The following is an 18805-nucleotide window of genomic DNA, read 5'->3' on the forward strand; positions in this document are numbered from 1 at the left end:
CCCTGCTCGAACGCCTCGCGGACGAACTATGACCACCACGGCCACCAGCCGCGGCGACCGCTACAAGTGGGTCGCCCTCTCCAACACCACCCTCGGCGTGCTCATGTCGACCCTCGACGGGTCGATCGTGATCATCTCGCTGCCCGCCATCTTCCGCGGCATCGGGCTCGACCCGCTCGCTCCGGTCAACATCGGCTACCTGCTCTGGATGATCCTGGGGTACCTGCTGGTGTCCGCGGTGCTCGTGGTCACGCTCGGGCGCCTCGGCGACATGTTCGGCCGCGTGAAGATGTACAACGTCGGGTTCGTGATCTTCAGCGTCGCCTCGGTGGCGCTGTCGTTCGACCCGTTCCACGGCGGGCAGGGCGCGCTGTGGCTGATCGGCTGGCGCATCGTCCAAGCCGTCGGCGGGTCCATGCTCACGGCCAACTCGGCCGCGATCCTCACCGACGCGTTCCCGCGCGAGCAACGCGGCATGGCGCTGGGCATCAACCAGATCACCGCACTGGCCGGGCAGTTCCTCGGCCTCGTCGCGGGCGGCCTGCTCGCCGAGATCGACTGGCGCGCGGTGTTCTGGGTGAGCGTGCCATTCGGCATCCTCGGCACGGTGTGGTCGATCCGCAGCCTGCGCGAGATCGGCAAGCCGCGGCGGGCGCGTGTCGACTGGGGCGGCAACGTCACCTTCGCGCTGGGCACCGGCGTGCTGCTCGCCGCGATCACCTACGGCATCCAGCCCTACGGCGACGCGGCCACCGGCTGGGGCAACCCGTGGGTGCTCGGCGGCATCGGCGCCGGCGTGCTGGTGCTCGTGGTGTTCGGCGTGCTCGAGTCCCGGGTGAAGGACCCGATGTTCAAGCTCTCGCTGTTCCGGATCCGGGCGTTCAGCGCGGGCAATCTCGCGGCGCTGCTCACGGCGATCGCGCGCGGCGGCATGCAGTTCATGCTCATCATCTGGCTGCAGGGCATCTGGCTGCCCCTGCACGGCTACGAGTACGAGAAAACACCGCTGTGGGCGGGGATCTACCTGCTGCCGCTCACCGTCGGGTTCCTCATCGCGGGCCCGGTGTCGGGGTACCTGTCCGACCGCTTCGGCGCGCGGCTGTTCTCGACCGGCGGGCTCGTGCTCGTCGCCGCGGCGTTCCTCGGCCTGCTGGCCCTGCCCGTGGACTTCTCCTATCCCGTGTTCGCGGCGCTGCTGGTGCTCAGCGGGATCGGGCAGGGCATGTTCTCCGCGCCCAACACCTCGGCAATCATGAGCAGCGTCCCCGACCACCAGCGCGGGGTCGCCTCCGGCATGCGCTCGACGTTCCAGAACTCCGGCACGGCGCTGTCGATCGGCGTGTTCTTCTCGCTGATGATCGCGGGGCTCGCCGGCTCGCTGCCCGCCACGCTCACCGGCGGGCTGCAGGCTCACGGCGTGCCCGCCGCCGTCGCCGCCAACGTCGCCCAGCTGCCGCCCGTGAGCACGCTGTTCGCGGCGTTCCTCGGCAGCAACCCGGTGGCGCACCTGCTCGGCCCGGGTGTCCTTTCCGGACTGTCGCCGAGCGACTCGGCGGCCCTGACCGGCAAGGAGTTCTTCCCGCAGCTCATCTCCGGCCCGTTCCACGACGGACTGGTCACAGTCTTCACGGCGGCCGCCGTGATGGCGCTCGTCGCGGGCCTCGCCTCGGTGTCGCGCGGCAAGCGCTATTTCCACCCCGACCTCGCCCCGCGCGCGGGCGGGCGACGCAGCACCCCGGACAAGGAGAACGGATGAACGACACGCTCACCGCCGGCACCGTCACGATCACCGGCCACGGCGGTGACGAGATCGAGGCGTACCTGGCGCGCCCACTCGACCCCGCTCCGCGCGGCGGCGTCGTGGTGATCCACCACATGCCCGGCTACGACCCGGCGACCAAGGAGATGGTGCGCCGCTTCGCCGCCGAGGGCTTCGCAGCGCTGTGCCCGAACCTGTACTCGCGGGAGGCGCCGGGCGCGAGCCCGGACGACGCCGCCGCGACCGTCCGCGCCAACGGCGGCGTGCCCGACGAGCGCCTGGTCGGCGACGTCGAGGGCGCGGCCGCGTACCTCAAAGCGCTGGAGGGCGCGAACGGCAAGATCGGAGTGATCGGCCACTGCTCCGGCGGCCGCCAGACGTTCCTCGTCGCGTGCTCGACCCAGGTCGACGCGGCGGTGGACTGCTACGGCGCGTTCGTGGTCAACGAGCCGCCGGCCGGCATGCCCGCGTCGATGAAGCCGTTGCTGGGCCTCGCGCCGCAGCTGTCGGCCCCGCTGCTCGGCCTCTTCGGCGCCGACGACCAGTACCCCGGGCCCGAGGAGACCGCGAAGCTCGGCGCCGAGCTCGACCGCCTCGGCAAGGAGCACGAGTTCCACACTTACGAAGGCGCCGGCCACGCGTTCTTCGCCGTCGACCGCCCGAGCTACCGGCCGGAGGCCGCCGTCGACGGCTGGGCCAAGATCCTCGACTTCTACGGCCGGCACCTCGCGGCCTGATTCCGGCCTTCAGGAAGGACCTTTCCCATGTGCACCTACCTCACCGAGAAGTTCGCCGTGGAGGGCAGCGGCAAGAGCGCGACCGGCTGGCACAGCGTCAACGAAGCCACCGTCTACGTCGACCACCCGACGCATGCGCGCTTCGCCCACACCGTGAACATCGACTTCCGGAACCCGGCGATGGGTCCGGCCGCGCGCGTCGCGCTGGAACTGACCGAAGAGGACGCACTCGCCCTCGCCGCCGCGATCCACACCGCGCTGGCGTCGGCGCCGGCCGGGCTGGCTTCCCGCAACCAGTGAGCCGCCCCCGCTGTGGCGTTCGGTGCGTTGAGCACGAGCAACGCCACAGCGGGGCGGCGTCGCGGGCGGACCGCTCACGTCGCGGCGCTTCGGTCCGGATCGAGGTCGCGCCCTCGCGGAAGTCGACGATCCGGTGCCACGCCAACTGCGGGTGCGCCGCCATCTGCCGGCGTGCGACGGCGAGGTGGTGGTAATCCCCGGTGAGCATGTCTTGATCGAGGTCGTTGCCGAAGACCTCCAGGAGCGTGGCGCAGAACAGGGTGAAACACGCAACGTTCCAACGGAGGGCGTCGATCTCGGTCACCGAGCTGTCCGCTGATTCCCCCACGAGATCCCCGGCGATGCGTGCGAGTTCGAGGTGAGCGCCACGTGTTCGGGCGTGGCGTCAAGGGCGGTGATGAGGCGGGCCAGAGGGTAGATCTTGCTGGAGAGATCTTTTCGCACCAACGCGCCGGTGACCCTCGCGAGGCTCGGGCGGTAGACCGTGACCCCCTCGACCCCTGAGAACGCACTGTCGAACGCGTCACGAATTCCGAGGCCGCGCTGCTCGAATTTCAACCAGTCGTGCGCGAACATCCTCGCGGCTTATCTCCTCCTCCGCCCGGTTCTCCGGGCCGCGGGCCGGTGCGGTCAACCTTCGTCTGATCGTCGGTGTCACGAAGCCCGAACCCAGCGTGTCCTGCACCAGCACGGACAGGATGAGCGAAAGACCTCCTACCAGGAGAGCGCGCAGCGTCACTTTGTTCACCGGCACGAGTTCCAGGCGCGGCCCCTGCTCGGGGTGATCTGTTCGAGACGGCGTGGGCACCGGACAAGTTTGCACCAACAGCGGCTGTGGCGGCTTCGATTCCGCACGTCCCACGACCTCGTGCGACGCCCGGGGCAGCCGGTCAGGGCGTGTACAGCGCGCCCACGAACTCCAGCAGCAGCCGTTCCCGCAGTGGTTCCGCCGCAGTCGCCAGCAGGGCGTTGATCGGCGCCATGCGCTCGGGCAAGCCGGCGTCGCCGACGAGGCCGGCCGCGGCGAGCAGGCCCGCGAACTGCTCCGCCGTCAGGGTTTCCGGGTCCAGCGCCGCGACGAAAGCGGCCACGTCCGGATCCACCGGCGTCGGGCCGGCGTCGCGCGCCGAGGCGACCGAGGCGGTCAGGTCCGCGAGGAACGCCGCCTCGCTGCCGTGGTTCGCGGCCGTGATCGTGAGGTGCAGGTTCAGCGGCGAGTCGCCGTGGGCGAACTGCGGCTGCACGTACCAGCCGCGCACCTTCATCTCGTCGGCGACCGTGAACAGGTCGAACCCGTCGTCGGCCGCTGTGAAGGCGATCAGCGTCGAGTCCGGGTCACCCAGGACGCGCAGGCCGGGCAGGTTCTCGACGCCCGTGCGGATCCTGGTCACGGCCTCGCGCGTCACCTGCGCCAGGCGCAGGTAGCCGTCCTCGCCGAGGTGGTTCACCACGGCCCACGCGGCGGCGAGCGGGCCGCCGGAGCGAGTGCTCTGCAGCGTCGGGTTCAGCATCGTGTAGCCCGGCCAGGCCGCGCTGGCGAAGTAGTGCGTGCGCCGCAGCTCGGCATTCGCGTGCAGCAGCACCGAGACGCCCTTCGCGCAGTATGCGTACTTGTGCAGGTCCACGGACATGCTCGTGACACCCGGCACGCGGAAGTCGAACGGTGGCACGGCCGCGCCCAGCTTCGCGTAGTACGGGAGCACCCAGCCGCCGATGCACGCGTCCACGTGCATCCGCACTCCGCGAGCGGCCGCGGCGGCCGCGATCTCCGGGATCGGGTCGACCACGCCGTGGGCGTAGGAAGGTGCACTGGCCACCACGAGCACAGTGGACTCGTCGATCGCCTCGGCCATCGCGTCCGGCACCGCGCGAAAGGTCTCCGCGTCGACCGGCACCACGATCTCGCGCAGCCCGAACAGGTGCGCCGCCTTGTGGAACGCCGCGTGCGCGGTGTCGGGCAGCACGACGCTCGGTGCGGTGATCTCCGGCCGGGCGTCCCGCGCGGCCAGCACCGCGAGCAGGCAGGACTCGGTGCCGCCGGACGTCACCGTGCCGACGGTCCCGGCGGTTCCGCCCAGAAGCCCCGCCGCGCGGCCGACCAGGTCGTTCTCCAGGCGCAGCAGGCTCGGGAACGCCGTGGGGTCCAGCCCGTTGGCCGACGACGCCAGCGCGTGGGCGGCCGCCGCGATCTCGTCCACTTCGGACAGACCGCTGTCGTAGACGTAGGCGAGGGTGCGCCCGCCGTGCGTGGGCAGGTCGCCCGCGCGCAGCTCCCGCAACTCGGCCAAGAAGTCGGTCACAGCTGCGGCTCCACGGGCCGCGGCTCGAGCACCTTGCGGCGCAGCAACGGGATCGCCAGCGCGATGAGGACCGCGGGCAGCACTGAGGAGCCCACGGTGATGGCCGTGATCGCCGATGACGGCTGCGCGGTCGTCGCGTCGGTGCTCGACACGTAGCCGCCGGCCTGCAGCACCAGCCCGAACAGGCCGGGGCCCAGCGCCAGACCCAGCGTCTCCGACGCAGTCCACACGCCGGCCGTGATGCCCGCGCGGGTCTCGCCGGTGCGTTCCTCTTCGGCGCTGATGAGGTCGGGCAGGATCGCCAGCGGGAACACGGAGATGCCCGCGTATCCGATGCCCGACAGGGCCACGAACACCATCGTCACCGCGAACGGGATGTCCTTGGCGAACAGGATCCCGAGCAGGCCGACGGTGAACGCGGTCGTCGCGATGCGGAAGCCCGCGAGCTTGCCCCAGCGGTGCCCCAGCCGCGGCCACAGCGGCATCGTGATCAGCGCCGGGCCGACGAAGCCGACGAACAGCACCGTGCGGTAACTCGGGTCGCCCAGCACGTGCTCGGCGAAGTACGGGATCGCGGCGAGCACCGTGCCGATGCCCAAGGCCTGGATGAAGTACGAGCCCATCAGCCAGCAGAACGGGCGCCACTGCGCGATCGTGCGGATCAGCTGCTTGAAGCTCACGGCGTTGGGCCGCAGCGAACCGACGGGCGCGCCGCGCAGACCGAAGTAGACACCCAGGGTGGCGAGCAGGATGATCACGGCCATCACGAGGCCCATCACCCGGTAGCCGGCCACGCCTTCGAGGATGTCGGTGATCGCGGGGGCGGCGCCGCCGGACACGAGGATCGCCACGGCCAGCACGCCGATGCGCACGCTGGTGAGTTTCGTGCGTTCCTCTGCCGAGTCCGTGAGCTCCGCCGGCAGCGCGTTGAACGGCACCTGGAAGAACGCGTACGCGGTGGCGCACAGGAAGAACACGATCACCACGTAGGTCGCGTCGATGGCGGGCTTGCCGAACCCGGGGTGCGCGAACAACGCGGCGAACAGGATGGCGACGCCGATGCCGCCACGCAGCAGGAACCGCCGCCGGCTGCCGGTCTCTACGAGGTCCGCGTCGGACAGCCGGCCCGCGATCGGGTTGAACACCACATCCCACGCCTTGGGCACGAACACGATCACGCCGGCCGCCGCGGCGGGCACCGCCATCGTGTCCGTGAGGTAGGGCAGCAGGAGCAGTCCCGGCACCGTGCCGAACGCTCCGGTGACGAAAGAGCCGAGCGAGTAGCGGAAACGCGTCCTGCGGGGCAGCGGCGCCAAGGGTCCTCCTCGAGGGCGGTCCGACGAACGCAATGCCTAGTGGATCTTCGCCGTTCCCCGGTAGTGGTCGGGGGGAATCGTGCCACCGTCGTAATGCACCGCGAGTACCGGGCCGACCTCGCCCCGTGCCTGTTCACGACAGGGCTTCGGCCACCTTCGTGAGCGATCCCGCGTCGCCGCGCAGCAGCAGCGTCGTGACCACTGTGTCCTCCCAGGCCGCGAGCTCCTCGCGGATCTTCGCGGCCGGGCCGACGAGCGAGGTGTCCTCCACGAGCGACGTCGGGATCGCGGCGGCGGCCTCGTCCTTGCGCCCGGCGAGATAGAGCTCCTGCACCTTGTCGGCCACCTCCTCGTAACCCAGGCGCGCGAACACGTCGTGGTGGAAGTTCACCGCCTTGGCACCCATGCCGCCGATGTACAACGCGAGCGCCGGCTTGATCCAGCTCGCCGCCTCCTCCACGTCGTCGTGGACGATCACCGGGACCGACGCGGGCACCTCGAACTCCTCGGGCTTGCGCCGGGCTCCCGGCCGGGCGAACCCCTCGGCGAGCGCGTTGCGGTAGAACGCGTCGGCCTTGGGCGAGAAGAACAGCGGCAGCCAGCCGTCGCAGATCTCCGCCGACAGCGCGACGTTCTTGGGGCCTTCGGCCGCGAGGTAGATCGGGAGGTCGGTGCGCAGCGGGTGCACGGTCGGCTTGAGCGCCTTGCCGAGCCCGGCGCCCCCCTGCAGCGGCAGCTGGTAGAACTGCCCGTCCAGGGTCACGGGTGCCTCGCGCGCCAGGACCTTGCGGATGATCTCCACGTACTCGCGGGTGCGGGCGAGCGGCTTCGGGTACGGCTGGCCGTACCAGCCTTCCACCACCTGCGGGCCCGACGCCCCGAGCCCGAGCACGAACCGGCCGCCGGAGAGGTGGTCGAGGGTCAGCGCCGTCATCGCGGTGGCCGTGGGTGTGCGCGCAGACATCTGCACGATGTTGGTGCCGAGCTTCACGCGGCTGGTCGACGCACCGGCCCAGGCGAGCGGGGTGAACGCGTCGGAGCCGTAGGCCTCCGCCGACCACACCGAATCGAACCCGAGACGCTCGGCCTCGAGCACGGCCTCCAGCGCGCCCGGCGTCGGGCCGCTCCCCCAGTACCCGAGGTGGTAACCCAGCTTCATGCGGCCCTCCGTGGCTCAGACGTCGGCTCGGACGTTCGGCGAGTAGTGCTCCGGCTTGCCGCGCTCCCCCACGGGCGGCAGGTTCCTCCGCGGAGTCTCGACCACGGGCGCGTCCGCGGCCACCTCACCCCTCGCCCGGCGCCAGCCGGCGCGTGCCCGCGGGTGGTACCGGCGGTCGTGCGGGACGAGGGAAAACACGGCGTTGATCGCGCGGCCCACGAACCGGTGCCGGCGTTCGTCGCGCGCAGTCCAGGTGAAGCCGAGCAGGTCGCGGATCTCCGGGTCGTAGAGCCCCACCGTGAGCCAGACGAACTGCCGCGCGATCACCGCCGAGACCGGCCGCCACAGCGCGTCGGGCAGCCACGCCAGGTTCGGCGGTTTCGCGATGCCGCGCAGGTCCAGGACGTCGCGCGTGGCCTTGTTGTCCTCCAGGACCTCGACGCACATGTGCTTCCAGTACCGCCGGAAGTCCTCCCAGGACCCGGGCACCGGGCGCATCGTCAGGTCGTACATGCGCCACCAGCGCACGTGCTCGTCGAACAGCTCGCGCTTCTCCGCTTCGCCGATGCCGCCCATGAAGTTCTCGGCGATGAGGATGGTGCTGACGAAAAACGTGGAGTGCGCCCAGTAGAAGGTGTCCGGGGCGAGCGCGTGGTAGCGGCGGCCTTTCGCATCGACGCCCTTGATGCGGTTGTGGTATCCGCGCACTTCGAGCGCGGTCCGGCGGGCGCGCGGGCCGTCGTAGACCACGCCGCCGATCGGGTAGAGCGAGCCGAACAGCCGCTGCCAGCGTTCCTCGAAGAACCGTGAGTGCTGCTCCACTCCGGCACCGAGCCCCGGGTGCATGTTCTGCATCGACCCGGCCCACAGGACGATCAGCAGCCCGCGCCAGTCGCCGAAGTAGCGCCACGTGAGCGAGTCCGATCCCAGCGGTTCGGGTTCCTCCCCGGTCATCGCGGCTCCTGCCCGTGCGTCGGTGAACTGACTACACCTGTTGTCAGGTTAGGATGTCACAACGGGCGTGGTCAACTACGGGAGTGGATATGCCGGGCCGCACGTGGGCGGGCACGACGCTGGACGATCGGAAGGCGGCGCGGCGGGACCAGCTGGTCGCCGCAGGCCTCGACCTGCTCGGCACCGAGGGCTCCGCGGCCGTCAGCGTGCGTGCGGTCTGCCGCCAGGCCCACCTGACCGAGCGCTACTTCTACGAGAGCTTCGCCGACCGCGAGGAGCTCGTCGCGGCCGTGTACGAGTACGTCGGTGAGCGGGCGCGCCAGGCGTTGGTCGACGCGATCCGCGACGCGCCCGATCCGCGGCAGCGGGCGCACCGCGCGGTGCGGGCGTTCGTGGCGCTGATGGTCGACGACCCGCGCCAGGGCCGGGTCCTGTTGCTGGCGCCCCTGACCGATCCCGCGCTGACCCGCCGCGGCCTGCACCTGCTGCCGGCGTTCACGGCACTCGTCGGCGAGCAGCTGTCGCACGGCGACGAGACCGACCGGCAGCTCGTGTCGATCGGGCTGGTCGGCGCGCTGAGCAACGTGTTCATCGCCTACCTCGACGGCACGCTGCGGGTGAGCCGGGAACGGCTCGTGGCCCACTGCGTCAAGTTGGTGCTCGGCGCGGACGAGTTCGATCACTGAGCCGGCCCGCCGGGGCTCGTTCCGCCTGCAGCCGCAACGCGATGTCGACGATCATGTCCTCCTGGCCGCCGACGTACCGCTCCGCGCCGCCGCGGTAGAGGATTTCGTGCAGCACGAAACTGCGCGCGTTCGTCGGTGAGGGAGAAGCCGTAGGTGAAGGTCGAACCACCGAGGCCGGTCGCCGTGGGTCACCTCGATGAGCGAAAGCCCGGCGTCGCCGAGGGCGCGGACGGTGTCGCGCACCTGGCGTTCGGTGAAGCGGTGGCCATGGCGTGGCTGCCGTCGCCGCAGGGTGGTGTCGGCCCGCCGCACCGGCGGGTTGTGCGCGGGCTGGTTCTGGGTCGGCGCACTCATGCCGTCACCAGCTCCGCGGCCACATCCACGCCGAGGGCGTGGCGTTCGAACGCGAGGAGTCCGGCGTCGGAGTGGTCTGTCCCGCGGGCCCGCTGCTCGACGCGGCGTGCACGGCGGGCACGGCGGGCACGGCGGTCGCCGCGATCTCCAGCACCGGCTTTGCGACCCGGATGTGCACGGCGCGTGTCGCCCCGGCCGTGCGCACGGTCGCGCTCGCGTTGTCGCGTTCGGTTGTCCGAACCTGAGCGGTCGGAAAAATTTCTGCCACACAACGGGTTACGCGTGAGTTAGGCCGTTGGGATGACCTCCCGGGCGCAGGCCTGGTCTCGTCATTCTCCATAACTACGATCGTCTGGATGGCCCACGGTGACACCGCGCCGTACGCCGAGGTACCGGAGGGCACCGTCCCGGTGCGAGGGGCGGGACCACTCCGAACCGTGGTTCGCGGCCGGTGTCGGGGTGTTCCTGCTCGTGCTGGTGCTCACGCCGCTGGTCCGGGCGCCGTGCAGCGCTACTCGAAGGACGTCTTCCGACTGATCACCTGCGGCGGCGCCTTCGACGCCGCCGCACGGTCCTCTCGCGACGACGTGGTGGTCTACGCCTCGACCCGCTGGACCTGACCTACTGGGCCGCCACGCTCCGCTGCGCGAGCTCTTCCGGGAACCGCGGCACGGGCTCGTCGGCCAGGAGACCGCGCCGGGCCAGCGCCGGCCGCCAGGACCCGCACCAGCGCGTCGGTCGCGAGGCCGAAGACCGCGTAGACGATCAGGCCGACCACGACGACGTCGGTGCGGAGGAACTCACGCGCGTTGTTGATGAGATAGCCCAGGCCGGCGTCGGCGTTCACGGTCTCGCCGACGATCAGTGCCAGCCACGCCAGCCCGAGCGACTGCCGCAGGCCCACCAGCGCCTGCGGCAGCGCACCGGGCAGCACCACGTGCCACAGCCGTTCGCCGCGCGTGAAACCCAGTGCCCGCGCAACTTCCACCAGCCGGGTGTCCGCCGTGCGGATTCCCGAATGGACATTCAGGTAGAGCGGGAACGCGACCCCGAGGGCCACCAGCACGATCTTCGTCTCCTCGCCGATCCCGAACCACAGGATGAACAACGGGATCAGCCCGAGGAACGGCAGCGTCCGCAGCATCTGCACGGGCGGGTCGACCAGCGCCTCGCCCCAGCGCGACAGCCCGGCGACGATCCCGAGCAACACTCCGACGACGGCGCCGATCGCGAACCCCGCCCCGACCCGGCCGAGCGACACGACGAAGACGAAGGCGTTGCCCAGCTCACCGGTGCGGGCGAGGTCGAACGCGCTGGTCAGCACCGTCCACGGGGCGCTGAGCTTCTCCGGTGGAAGCACGCCGGTGGAGCTCGCGAGCTGCCACGCGGCCACGAGCACGACCGGGCTGATCCAGCGGCGCAGGGAGACCCGGCGCGCCAAGGGCTGCCGGGGTGGGCCGGTGGCCTCGGGTTTTCGGGCGCGCGTCAGCACGCCCGTGGTGGAAATCGACACGGATTTCTCCCGGGTACGGGTTTTGCTACGGGGAAAGGGAAACGCTTCAGCGCGGACAGCAGATCGCGCTCGCCTGCTGCCGGAGATCGACGTGCAGGCGGCTCACGAGCAGCGCGCCGAGGTTCATGCCCCGATCACCCGATCCGGCGGACCGCGTCAACAAGACCCGCACCCGCTCCCAGGCACTGGTACTCCGGCGGCTCTTGTGCCACGTGTGCCCGGGCCCGACGGCGCGGGGTATCCGAGGAGTGGGACGGCGTCAGGCGCCGAACATCCGGTGCCACTCGTCGAGTGAGCGCGGCCGGAACACGAAGTTGGTGTCCTTCACGTGCGACAGCGCGGCCGACGGTTCGGCCGAGTACTGGTGCCCCGGGTAGACGACGGGGTCGCCCGGCAGCGTCGCGAGCCACTGGAGGCTGCGGTAGATCGCGTCGGCGTCGCCGCCGGGGAAGTCGGTGCGGCCGCAGCCCTCGAGGAACAGCGTGTCGCCCGAGACGAGCCGGTCGCCGACGAGGAAGCACTGGCTGCCCGGCGTGTGGCCGGGCGTGTGCAGGAGCCGGATGTCGACCGCGCCGACGCTGAGCACGTCGTCGTGGTCGTGCGCGCGCAGGTCGGTGCTGGAGACACCGGTGACGCGGCGGACCCACTCGGTCTCTTCGGTGTTGACGTGGATCGGCACCTGCTGGATCGCGAGCAGCTCGGCGACACCGGGCAGCGAGAAGCCCATCATGTCGCCGCCGACGTGGTCGGGGTGGTGGTGCGTGGCGAGCACACCGACCAGGCGCATGCCGTCGTCGTGGAGCACCTGCACCAGGTCGCCGACCGCGTAGGCGGGATCGACGATCACGGCCTCACCCGACCCGCGGTCGCCGATCAGGTAGGCGAAGTTGACCATCTGCGTCGCGACCGGGTCCCCGACCGCGAAATCCCGGCCGGCGAGCAGTTGGCGGAAGTACAGCTGGTCTGCCATGCGGGCAGCGTAGCGACCCGGCGCTCACTCCCCCACTTGGCCGTCGGCGAGCTCCCGCAGCGCGTCGAGGTGCCTGACGTGGCGGGCGGGCTCCTGCACGACGTGGGCCAGCACCCACCGCACGGTGAACTCCCCGCCGCGGCGCGTCCGGTCCTCGGGGGTCAGCCCGGCCAGGGCGGCCGCCGACCGCTCCCACTCCGCCCGGTAGGCGGCGACCACCGGCTCCGGGACGTAGCCGGCGGCCAAGTCCCAGCTCGGGTCGGGGAGCCCGGCCGCAACGACGGCGCGTCGGAGCCACCGGCCTGGATCGAGAGCCACCACCGTTAGACGGCCGTCAGGTGCTTCACCACCCCGAGCGCACTCATCCGCGGCGAGCTCGGCAACGGCGTCGCGGCCGCCTGCTCCCGGGTACGGCCCGCGACCTTGTTCACGGCGGTCGCCCGCAGGAAGTCCAGGAAGCGCAGCCGCACGGTCGGCTCGTCGCCGGTTCGCGGGTCGGGCCACGCCCGCTCGACCTTCGAACTCGGGTTGGACGTGCCGCAGGCGACACCGCGGGTCATGCCATGCTGGCGTCATGTCGGGCCACAGCGACCTTCCGGTGTTGGTCATCGACGGATCCCGTTTCTCCGACTTCGCCGGTTTCACCCGCGAGTTTTCGCGCCTGCTCGACGGCTACCGCTGGCGCGGGAACCTGGACGCGTTCAACGACGTGCTCCGGGGAGGCTTCGGTACCCCCGACGGCGGCTGGATCCTGCGCTGGCTCGCCTCGGCGACCTCCCGCGCCGCGCTCGGGCCCGAGGCGACGATCCTCCGGCTGAACGAGCTGCTCCTGACCTGCCACCCGTCGAACCGGCCCTCGATCGAGGCCAGGATCGCCGCCGCGCGACGAGGTGAGGGTCCAACCCTGTTCGACGAGATCGTCGACGTCATCCGTATCCACGGCCCAGGCGGTCGCGAAGCCGAGGACGGCGTCCTCCTCGAACTGGCCTGACCGGCCCGCACCGGACCGTGCCGCTCCCCGCCGGGGGAACGGCCTGACCTCCGCTGCCCACCCGGAATAGGGTGGCGGACATGGTGTGGGGACTGCTGTGTGCGCTGCTCTCGGCCGTGGCGTACGGCGTCGCTTCGGTGATGCAGGCCGTGGCGGCGAAGGCGACGCCCGACGCGGGGGCGGGGGTCGACCCGCGGCTGCTGCTGCGGGTGCTGCGGCAGTGGAAGTACGTCGCCGGCCTGGGCCTCGACGTGCTCGGGTTCATCGCGCAGATCACCGCCCTGCACGTGTTGCCGCTGTTCGTCGTGCAGGCCACGCAGGCGGCGAGCCTGGCCGTGACGGCCGTGGCCGCGCGGGTCTTCGGCGTGCGACTCGGGGCGCGCGAGTGGGCGGCCGTGGTCGTGGTCTGCGCGGGCCTCGCGCTGCTGGGTTCGTCGGCGCAGAGCGAAGGTTCGGACCAGGTGGGCCTGGGCTTCCGGCTCGCACTCGCCGGCGCCGTGGTCGTGCTCGGGCTGGCCGGAATCGTGGCCGGCAAGGCAGGTCGCCGCGTCCGGACGCCCGCGCTGGGCCTGATCGCCGGGCTGTGCTTCGGGCTGGTCGCCGTCGCGGGCCGGATCATCCCGAGCCTCGCCCCGCTCGACCTGCTCACCGACCCGGCGCTCTACATCGTCGCGGTGTCCGGTGGCATGGCGATGCTGTTCTACGCCACGGCGTTGCAGCGCGGCAGCGTCACCACCTCGACCGCAATGATGGTGCTCGGCGAGACCGTGCTGCCGTCGCTCATCGGCGTCGTGCTGCTCGGCGACCGCACGCGGCCCGGTTTCGTGGTCGTCGCCGTCGCCGGGTTCGTGCTCGCGGTCACCGCGGCGCTGGCGCTGGCGCGGTTCGGCGAGCCGGCGCCGATCGAGCAGCCCGTCTGAGGCTCAGCCGCGGTTGCGCCGCCACTGGTTCGACAGCAGCCACATCAGGTAAAGACCGCCGATGGCGCCGGTCGCGATGCCGACCGGCAGTCCTTCCTCACCGAACACCAGGCGCGTGCCCAGGTCGCTGGCCACGCGCACCAGCGCACCCATCAGGGCCGACGACACCAGCGCGGGTTTCGCCGAGCGTCCCAGCCGTTTCGCCAGCTGCGGCGCGGCGAGCGCGACGAACGCGATGGGTCCCGTCGCGGCGGTGGCGATGGCGCACAGCGTCACGGCTTCTTCCACAAACGCGCGCGACGCGACAGTCTCATCGACTGGACGTGGCCCGCTTCGGACATCGAACGGCTGGTGCGCGCGCAGTCCGACCCGTACCCCAACGCGTTCGCCTACCACCGCGGGGCTCAGCTGCGAATCGTGCGCGCGTCGGTGTCGGCCGGGCACTACGGCGGCACCCCGGGCCGTATCTTCATCAAAGAGGGCGACGGCGTGGTGATCGTCGCCGGTCCCGAGGCGCGGCGCGGTCACTCCCTGGGCTCTTGGTTGAACGCATCCGCACGGAGGACGGCGCTGGCTGCGGCGGACTACTTCACGACGATGGGCGGGTACCTCACCGACCGGCCTTGATTTGCCGATCGGCTGAAACTTCCGGGTGAGCCGAGTTTGTCGGTGCGCCGGGTTACGGTGGCCGCAACCGTGACCCGGCGTAAGCGCGCTGGGCCCGACCACTGGAGGAACCCGAGATGGCCACCCCGATGTCCACCGAACGTGCCCGCGCCTTCCTCGCGGAAGGCAGCCGCAGCGCCATCCTCGTCACCGTCCGCGCCGACGGCCGTCCGCACGCCGTCCCCGTCTGGTTCGCCCCCGACGGTGAGGACCTGCTGGTCAACATCACCCAGGACAGCGTGAAAGGCCGCGCGATCGCCGCGTCGGCCGAGGTCGCGCTCACGGTGCACGACGACGTGCCGCCCTACAGCTTCGTCTCGGTGAACGGGACGGCCGAGATCGTCACCGACCCCGCGCGCGTGCGCAGCGGTTCGGAGCTCATCGCGCGCCGTTACCTGCCCGCCGAAGGCGTGGACCAGTTCGTCGGCTACGCGACCTCCCCGGGCAAGGTCCTCGTGGTGGTCCACCCGACGCACACCACGGGGGTCGACGCCGTGGCCGGCTGACGCGTCTCGCTCAGCGGAACCTCCGGGGGTTCGCCTCGCCCGCAGGATGCCGTCGACCGGGAAACCCCGCGGTCTCGGCTCCCGGACCGCCCCAGGCTCGCGCGCGGCCGCCCCGCCGCCGTGTCGGGCACCGGTCGCGACGCCAGAACCGCCTGCGCCGGCCGTCGCGCTGTTTCGCGGGACCTGGCGAGCTCCCGCCGGGAGCGGTCGCCGGCTGCCGCGTCAGGACTCCGTGACTTTCCCGTCCGCCACTTCGAAGCGCCGCGTGACCGAGACGGCGTCGAGCATGCGGCGGTCGTGGGTCACGAGCAGCAGGGTGCCGGGGTAACGGTCCAAAGCGGACTCGAGCTGCTCGATCGCCGGCAGGTCGAGATGGTTGGTCGGCTCGTCGAGCACGAGCAGGTTCACCCCGCGCGCCTGCAGCAACGCGAGGGCGGCGCGCGTGCGCTCGCCCGGCGAGAGCGTGGCCGCGGGGCGCAGCACGTGCGCGGCCTTGAGGCCGAACTTCGCGAGCAGCGTGCGGACCTCGGCGTCGGGCAGCTCCGGGACCTCGCGCGCGAACGCATCGGCCAGCGGGACGTCGTCGAGGAACAGCCGGCGGGCCTGGTCGACCTCGCCGACAACGACTCCGGGGCCGAGAGCCGCGCTGCCCTCGTCGAGGGGCAGCCGGCCGAGCAGGGCCGCCAGCAACGTGGACTTGCCCGCGCCGTTGGCGCCCGTGATGGCGACCTTGTCCGCCCAGTCGACCTGGAGGTCGACGGGACCGAGCGTGAAGGGACCGCGGTGCACGACCGCACCGCGCAGCGTGGCGACGACCGCGCCGGCGCGCGGGGCCGCCGCGATCTCCATGCGCAGCTCCCACTCCTTGCGCGGCTCGCCCACCACCTCCAGGCGCTCGATCATGCGCTCGGTCTGGCGCGCCTTCGACGCCTGCTTCTCCGTGGCCTCGCTGCGGAACTTGCGGCCGACCTTGTCGTTGTCGGTCTGCTTGCGCCGCGCGTTCTTGACGCCCTTCTCCATCCACGACCGCTGCATCTGCCCTCGCGCCTCCAGCGCGGAGCGGGTGGCGGCGTACTCCTCGTAGTCCTCGCGCGCGTGGCGCCGCGCGACAGCGCGTTCCTCCAGATAGGACTCGTAGCCGCCGCCGTAGGTGTTCACCTGCTGCTGCGCGAGGTCCAGCTCCACGACGCGGTCCACGGTGCGCGCGAGGAACTCGCGGTCGTGGCTCACGAGCACCGTTCCGGCGCGCAGGCTGGTGACGAACCGCTCGAGGCGGGTGAGGCCGTCGAGGTCGAGGTCGTTGGTGGGCTCGTCGAGCAGGAAAATGTCGTACCGGCTCAGCAGCAGCGACGCGAGCCCGGCGCGCGCGGCCTGTCCGCCGGAAAGCGAGACCATCGGCTGGTCGAGGTCCACGGCGAGGCCGAGCTCCGCCGCCACCTCGCCGGCGCGATCGTCAAGGTCGGCGCCGCCGAGAGCGAGCCAGCGGTCGAGTGCCGTGCCGTACGTGTCGTCGGCACCGGCAGCACCTTCGGTGAGCGCTTCGGTGGCGGCGTCGAGCTCACGCTGCGCTTCGGCGACCCCGGTGCGGCGCGCGAGGAACTGCCGCACCGACTCCCCCGGCCGCCGCTCTGGCTCCTGCGGGAGGTGACCGACGGTGGCCGTCGGCGGGTTCAGCCGGATCTCCCCCGACTCGGGCGGCTGCAGGCCCGCGAGGGTGCGCAGCAGCGTGGACTTGCCGGCGCCGTTGACGCCGACCAGCCCGACGAGGTCACCAGGAGCGACGACCAGGTCGAGGCCGGAGAACAGGATGCGGTCGCCGTGGCCGGAGGCCAGGCCCTTCGCGACGAGTGTTGCGCTCATTTCCCGGCTGATTCTACGGGTGCGGTCTCCGATCGCGGACCCGCTCCCCGTGTGGCGAGTGTCGTCCCGGTCACTGAACGTGGGTAACCTGGGCGGGTTACGAACCACGGAGCAGTGAGGTCGGTGAAAGCGATGGCGGAACCCGCCACGTCGGTCGCGCTCGGCCGGCGCACGAAGCAGCGGGAACTCCGTTCGGCGACGCCGCGGCCGACGGTCAGCAGGCGCCGCGAGGTCAGCCACGCGAGTGCCCGGTCTCTGTTGATGACCGTGCTGGGCGAGTACGTGCTTCCCCGCGACCGTCCCGTGTGGACGTCCATGCTCGTCGAAGCGCTGGGCATGCTGGACATCGAGGAGAAGTCGGCGCGCCAGGCCCTCGCGCGCTCGGCCGCCGAGGGCTGGCTGGTGTCCGAACGCGTCGGCCGGCGCGTGCGCTGGTCGCTCACCCCGCCGGGCCGTCGGCTGCTCACCGAAGGCGCGGAGCGGATCTACGCGTTCGGGCGCGAGGCCGTCGCATGGGAGGGCCGCTGGCTGATGCTCATCGTGTCGGTGCCCGAGGCCAAGCGCGACCTGCGCCACCGGCTGCGCACGCGCCTGACGTGGGCCGGGTTCGGCTCGCCGGTCGCGGGCGTATGGGTGAGCCCCGACCCGAGCCGGCAGCACGAAGCACAGCAGATCGTGGCGGAGCTGCAGCTCGACGCCCAGGCGATGTCGTTCACGGCCGCGTACGGCGAGGTCGGCGAACAGGAGAGCATGGTCGAGCGGTCGTGGGACCTCTCGGACCTGACCGACCGCTACGAGGACTTCATCGACCGCTTCACCGGCCTGCGCCCCACCGGCGACCCGGCCGTGCTGCGCGCGCAGACCGAACTCGTGCACGAGTGGCGGCGCTTCCCGTTCCTCGACCCGCGGCTGCCGGCCGAGCTGCTGCCCGCCGAGTGGAGCGGGCGCAAGGCGAGCGAGCTGTTCCACCGCAAGCACGTGGAATGGCGGCCCGCGGCCCAGGCGTACTGGGACACGCTGCTGGACAACGAGGAGAACGCGTGACCCGGCTCGACCGCGAAGACGGCCTGGCGGTGCTGACGATCGACGCGCCCCCGCTCAACCTCTACACCGCTTCGCTGCAACGCGACTTGCTCGAAGCCATCGCCGCCCTGGAAGCCCGGCCGGCGCGGGCGTTGCTCATCCGCGCCGAGGGCCGCGTGGTCAGCGGTGGTGTGGACGTCGCACTGTTCGCCGCCCAGGGCTCACCGGCCGAGGCGAAAGTGTTCTTCGACGAGTTGCTCACGGTGCCCGACCGCATCGCCGCGCTGCCGTTCCCCACGGTGTTCGCCGCCCACGGCCTGTGCCTCACGTGGGCGTTCGAGGTCGCCGTGGCGTGCGACCTGTTGCTGGCCGCTTCGCGCGCGAAGTTCGGGCTCGTGGAGAAGGTGGTGGGCCTGACGCCGACGATGGGCGGCACCCAGCGCCTCGCCGCCCGCGCCGGAGTGGCCCGGGCCAAGGAGTTCGTGTTCACCGGCGACACCTATTCGGCCGAAACGCTCGAACGCTGGAACGTGGTGAACCGGGTGCTGCCCGACGAGGGCTTCGACGCCGCGACGCGCGAGTTCACCGCGCGTCTCGCCGTCGGCCCCACGCAGGCGCACGCGGCCACCAAGCGCGTGCTGGCCCACTTCGAGCACGGCGGTGTGCCCGAGGCCAACGCCCACGTCACGTCGATCGCCGCGGAGCTGTTCGACACCGAGGACCTGCGCGGCGCGGTGAAGTCGTTCCTCGCCGACGGTCCCGGCAAGGCCAGCTTCACCGGCCGCTGAGGT

Annotated in this window: 19 protein-coding genes and 4 pseudogenes; 11 read left to right on the plus strand and 12 right to left on the minus strand. The window is 71.5% G+C overall.

Annotated features, from left to right (window positions below; translation table 11 throughout):
* Nucleotides 1-28: 28 nt before the first annotated feature.
* Genes AB0F91_RS26980 through AB0F91_RS26990 form a run of 3 tightly spaced genes read left to right on the plus strand, consistent with a single transcriptional unit; the run spans nt 29 to nt 2796 of the window.
* Complete coding sequence (locus AB0F91_RS26980; protein WP_360601712.1) at nt 29-1756, plus strand: MFS transporter; 1728 nt, start codon at nt 29-31, stop codon at nt 1754-1756.
* The gene (locus tag AB0F91_RS26985) at nt 1753-2496 is read left to right on the plus strand and encodes a dienelactone hydrolase family protein (RefSeq protein ID WP_360601714.1); all 744 of its coding nucleotides are present in this window, start codon (nt 1753-1755) and stop codon (nt 2494-2496) included. Before AB0F91_RS26980 ends, AB0F91_RS26985 begins: the two co-directional genes overlap by 4 nt.
* 27 nt (nt 2497-2523) lie before the next feature.
* Nucleotides 2524-2796 (plus strand): DUF6295 family protein, encoded by a 273-nt coding sequence (locus tag AB0F91_RS26990; protein ID WP_360601716.1) that lies wholly within the window; start codon nt 2524-2526, stop codon nt 2794-2796.
* A gap of 300 nt (nt 2797-3096) precedes the next feature.
* Here the strand turns inward: AB0F91_RS26990 and AB0F91_RS26995 are convergent, their stop codons facing one another.
* The 5 genes from AB0F91_RS26995 to AB0F91_RS27015 all read right to left on the minus strand — a co-directional run bounded on the left by AB0F91_RS26995 (nt 3097) and on the right by AB0F91_RS27015 (nt 8525).
* Nucleotides 3097-3372: a hypothetical protein gene (locus AB0F91_RS26995; RefSeq protein ID WP_360601717.1), complete on the minus strand. Its 276-nt coding sequence runs from the start codon at nt 3370-3372 to the stop codon at nt 3097-3099.
* A 314-nt stretch (nt 3373-3686) separates the two neighbouring features.
* Nucleotides 3687-5096 carry an aminotransferase class V-fold PLP-dependent enzyme gene (locus tag AB0F91_RS27000; protein WP_360601719.1) on the minus strand — a complete coding sequence of 470 codons (1410 nt, stop codon included), beginning with the start codon at nt 5094-5096 and terminating at the stop codon, nt 3687-3689.
* Entirely contained in the window at nt 5093-6412 is a 1320-nt protein-coding gene (locus AB0F91_RS27005; protein WP_360601721.1) for an MFS transporter, read from the minus strand. Before AB0F91_RS27005 ends, AB0F91_RS27000 begins: the two co-directional genes overlap by 4 nt.
* 133 nt (nt 6413-6545) lie before the next feature.
* Nucleotides 6546-7571 (minus strand): LLM class F420-dependent oxidoreductase, encoded by a 1026-nt coding sequence (locus AB0F91_RS27010; protein ID WP_360601723.1) that lies wholly within the window; start codon nt 7569-7571, stop codon nt 6546-6548.
* A gap of 15 nt (nt 7572-7586) precedes the next feature.
* Nucleotides 7587-8525 carry an oxygenase MpaB family protein gene (locus tag AB0F91_RS27015; protein WP_360601725.1) on the minus strand — a complete coding sequence of 313 codons (939 nt, stop codon included), beginning with the start codon at nt 8523-8525 and terminating at the stop codon, nt 7587-7589.
* 89 nt (nt 8526-8614) lie between these two features.
* Here AB0F91_RS27015 and AB0F91_RS27020 point away from each other — a divergent pair, with 89 nt between their 5' ends.
* A complete protein-coding gene (locus AB0F91_RS27020; RefSeq protein WP_360601727.1) occupies nt 8615-9211 on the plus strand; it encodes a TetR/AcrR family transcriptional regulator in 597 nt (198 codons plus the stop codon).
* Here the strand turns inward: AB0F91_RS27020 and AB0F91_RS27025 are convergent.
* Both AB0F91_RS27025 and AB0F91_RS27030 read right to left on the minus strand, forming a co-directional pair.
* Nucleotides 9174-9380: a hypothetical protein gene (locus AB0F91_RS27025; RefSeq protein ID WP_360601729.1), complete on the minus strand. Its 207-nt coding sequence runs from the start codon at nt 9378-9380 to the stop codon at nt 9174-9176. The genes AB0F91_RS27020 and AB0F91_RS27025 overlap by 38 nt on opposite strands.
* Nucleotides 9337-9523: pseudogene (locus AB0F91_RS27030) on the minus strand (4-hydroxy-2-oxovalerate aldolase); the annotation flags it as partial. The gene AB0F91_RS27025 and the pseudogene AB0F91_RS27030, both read right to left, overlap by 44 nt.
* Nucleotides 9524-9597: 74 nt before the next feature.
* Here AB0F91_RS27030 and AB0F91_RS27035 point away from each other — a divergent pair.
* A pseudogene (locus tag AB0F91_RS27035) lies at nt 9598-9810 on the plus strand (IclR family transcriptional regulator); the annotation flags it as partial.
* Between the two features lie 350 nt (nt 9811-10160).
* On the opposite strand, the gene AB0F91_RS27040 reads toward AB0F91_RS27035, so the two are convergent.
* From AB0F91_RS27040 to AB0F91_RS27050, 3 genes and pseudogenes are all read right to left on the minus strand, one after another.
* Entirely contained in the window at nt 10161-11078 is a 918-nt protein-coding gene (locus AB0F91_RS27040; RefSeq protein ID WP_360601731.1) for an ABC transporter permease, read from the minus strand.
* A gap of 259 nt (nt 11079-11337) precedes the next feature.
* Nucleotides 11338-12048: an MBL fold metallo-hydrolase gene (locus AB0F91_RS27045; protein WP_360601733.1), complete on the minus strand. Its 711-nt coding sequence runs from the start codon at nt 12046-12048 to the stop codon at nt 11338-11340.
* A 24-nt stretch (nt 12049-12072) separates the two neighbouring features.
* A pseudogene (locus AB0F91_RS27050) lies at nt 12073-12608 on the minus strand (DUF664 domain-containing protein).
* Nucleotides 12609-12622: 14 nt separating this feature from the next.
* Here AB0F91_RS27050 and AB0F91_RS27055 point away from each other — a divergent pair.
* Entirely contained in the window at nt 12623-13039 is a 417-nt protein-coding gene (locus AB0F91_RS27055) for a barnase inhibitor (protein WP_360601735.1), read from the plus strand.
* A gap of 80 nt (nt 13040-13119) precedes the next feature.
* Nucleotides 13120-13959 carry a DMT family transporter gene (locus tag AB0F91_RS27060; RefSeq protein ID WP_360601737.1) on the plus strand — a complete coding sequence of 280 codons (840 nt, stop codon included), beginning with the start codon at nt 13120-13122 and terminating at the stop codon, nt 13957-13959.
* Between the two features lie 3 nt (nt 13960-13962).
* Here AB0F91_RS27060 and AB0F91_RS27065 read toward each other — a convergent pair whose 3' ends face one another.
* A complete protein-coding gene (locus tag AB0F91_RS27065; protein ID WP_360601739.1) occupies nt 13963-14235 on the minus strand; it encodes an iron chelate uptake ABC transporter family permease subunit in 273 nt (90 codons plus the stop codon).
* 3 nt (nt 14236-14238) lie between these two features.
* Here AB0F91_RS27065 and AB0F91_RS27070 point away from each other — a divergent pair.
* Together AB0F91_RS27070 and AB0F91_RS27075 are read left to right on the plus strand one after the other, a co-directional pair.
* Nucleotides 14239-14586 (plus strand): annotated as a pseudogene (locus AB0F91_RS27070) (methionyl-tRNA formyltransferase); the annotation flags it as partial.
* 116 nt (nt 14587-14702) lie between these two features.
* Nucleotides 14703-15131 carry a PPOX class F420-dependent oxidoreductase gene (locus AB0F91_RS27075; protein ID WP_360601741.1) on the plus strand — a complete coding sequence of 143 codons (429 nt, stop codon included), beginning with the start codon at nt 14703-14705 and terminating at the stop codon, nt 15129-15131.
* Nucleotides 15132-15353: 222 nt separating this feature from the next.
* Here the strand turns inward: AB0F91_RS27075 and AB0F91_RS27080 are convergent, their stop codons facing one another.
* A complete protein-coding gene (locus AB0F91_RS27080) occupies nt 15354-16991 on the minus strand; it encodes an ABC-F family ATP-binding cassette domain-containing protein (RefSeq protein WP_360601743.1) in 1638 nt (545 codons plus the stop codon).
* Between the two features lie 132 nt (nt 16992-17123).
* On the opposite strand from AB0F91_RS27080, the gene AB0F91_RS27085 reads away from it, so the two are divergent.
* Together AB0F91_RS27085 and AB0F91_RS27090 are read left to right on the plus strand one after the other, a co-directional pair.
* Nucleotides 17124-18035 carry a PaaX family transcriptional regulator C-terminal domain-containing protein gene (locus AB0F91_RS27085; protein WP_360601745.1) on the plus strand — a complete coding sequence of 304 codons (912 nt, stop codon included), beginning with the start codon at nt 17124-17126 and terminating at the stop codon, nt 18033-18035.
* Nucleotides 18032-18802 carry an enoyl-CoA hydratase/isomerase family protein gene (locus AB0F91_RS27090; RefSeq protein ID WP_360601747.1) on the plus strand — a complete coding sequence of 257 codons (771 nt, stop codon included), beginning with the start codon at nt 18032-18034 and terminating at the stop codon, nt 18800-18802. Before AB0F91_RS27085 ends, AB0F91_RS27090 begins: the two co-directional genes overlap by 4 nt.
* Nucleotides 18803-18805 lie beyond the last annotated feature (3 nt).

The organism is Amycolatopsis sp. NPDC023774 (genome assembly GCF_040639695.1).
In the GTDB taxonomy this organism is placed as follows: Bacteria; Actinomycetota; Actinomycetes; order Mycobacteriales; family Pseudonocardiaceae; genus Amycolatopsis.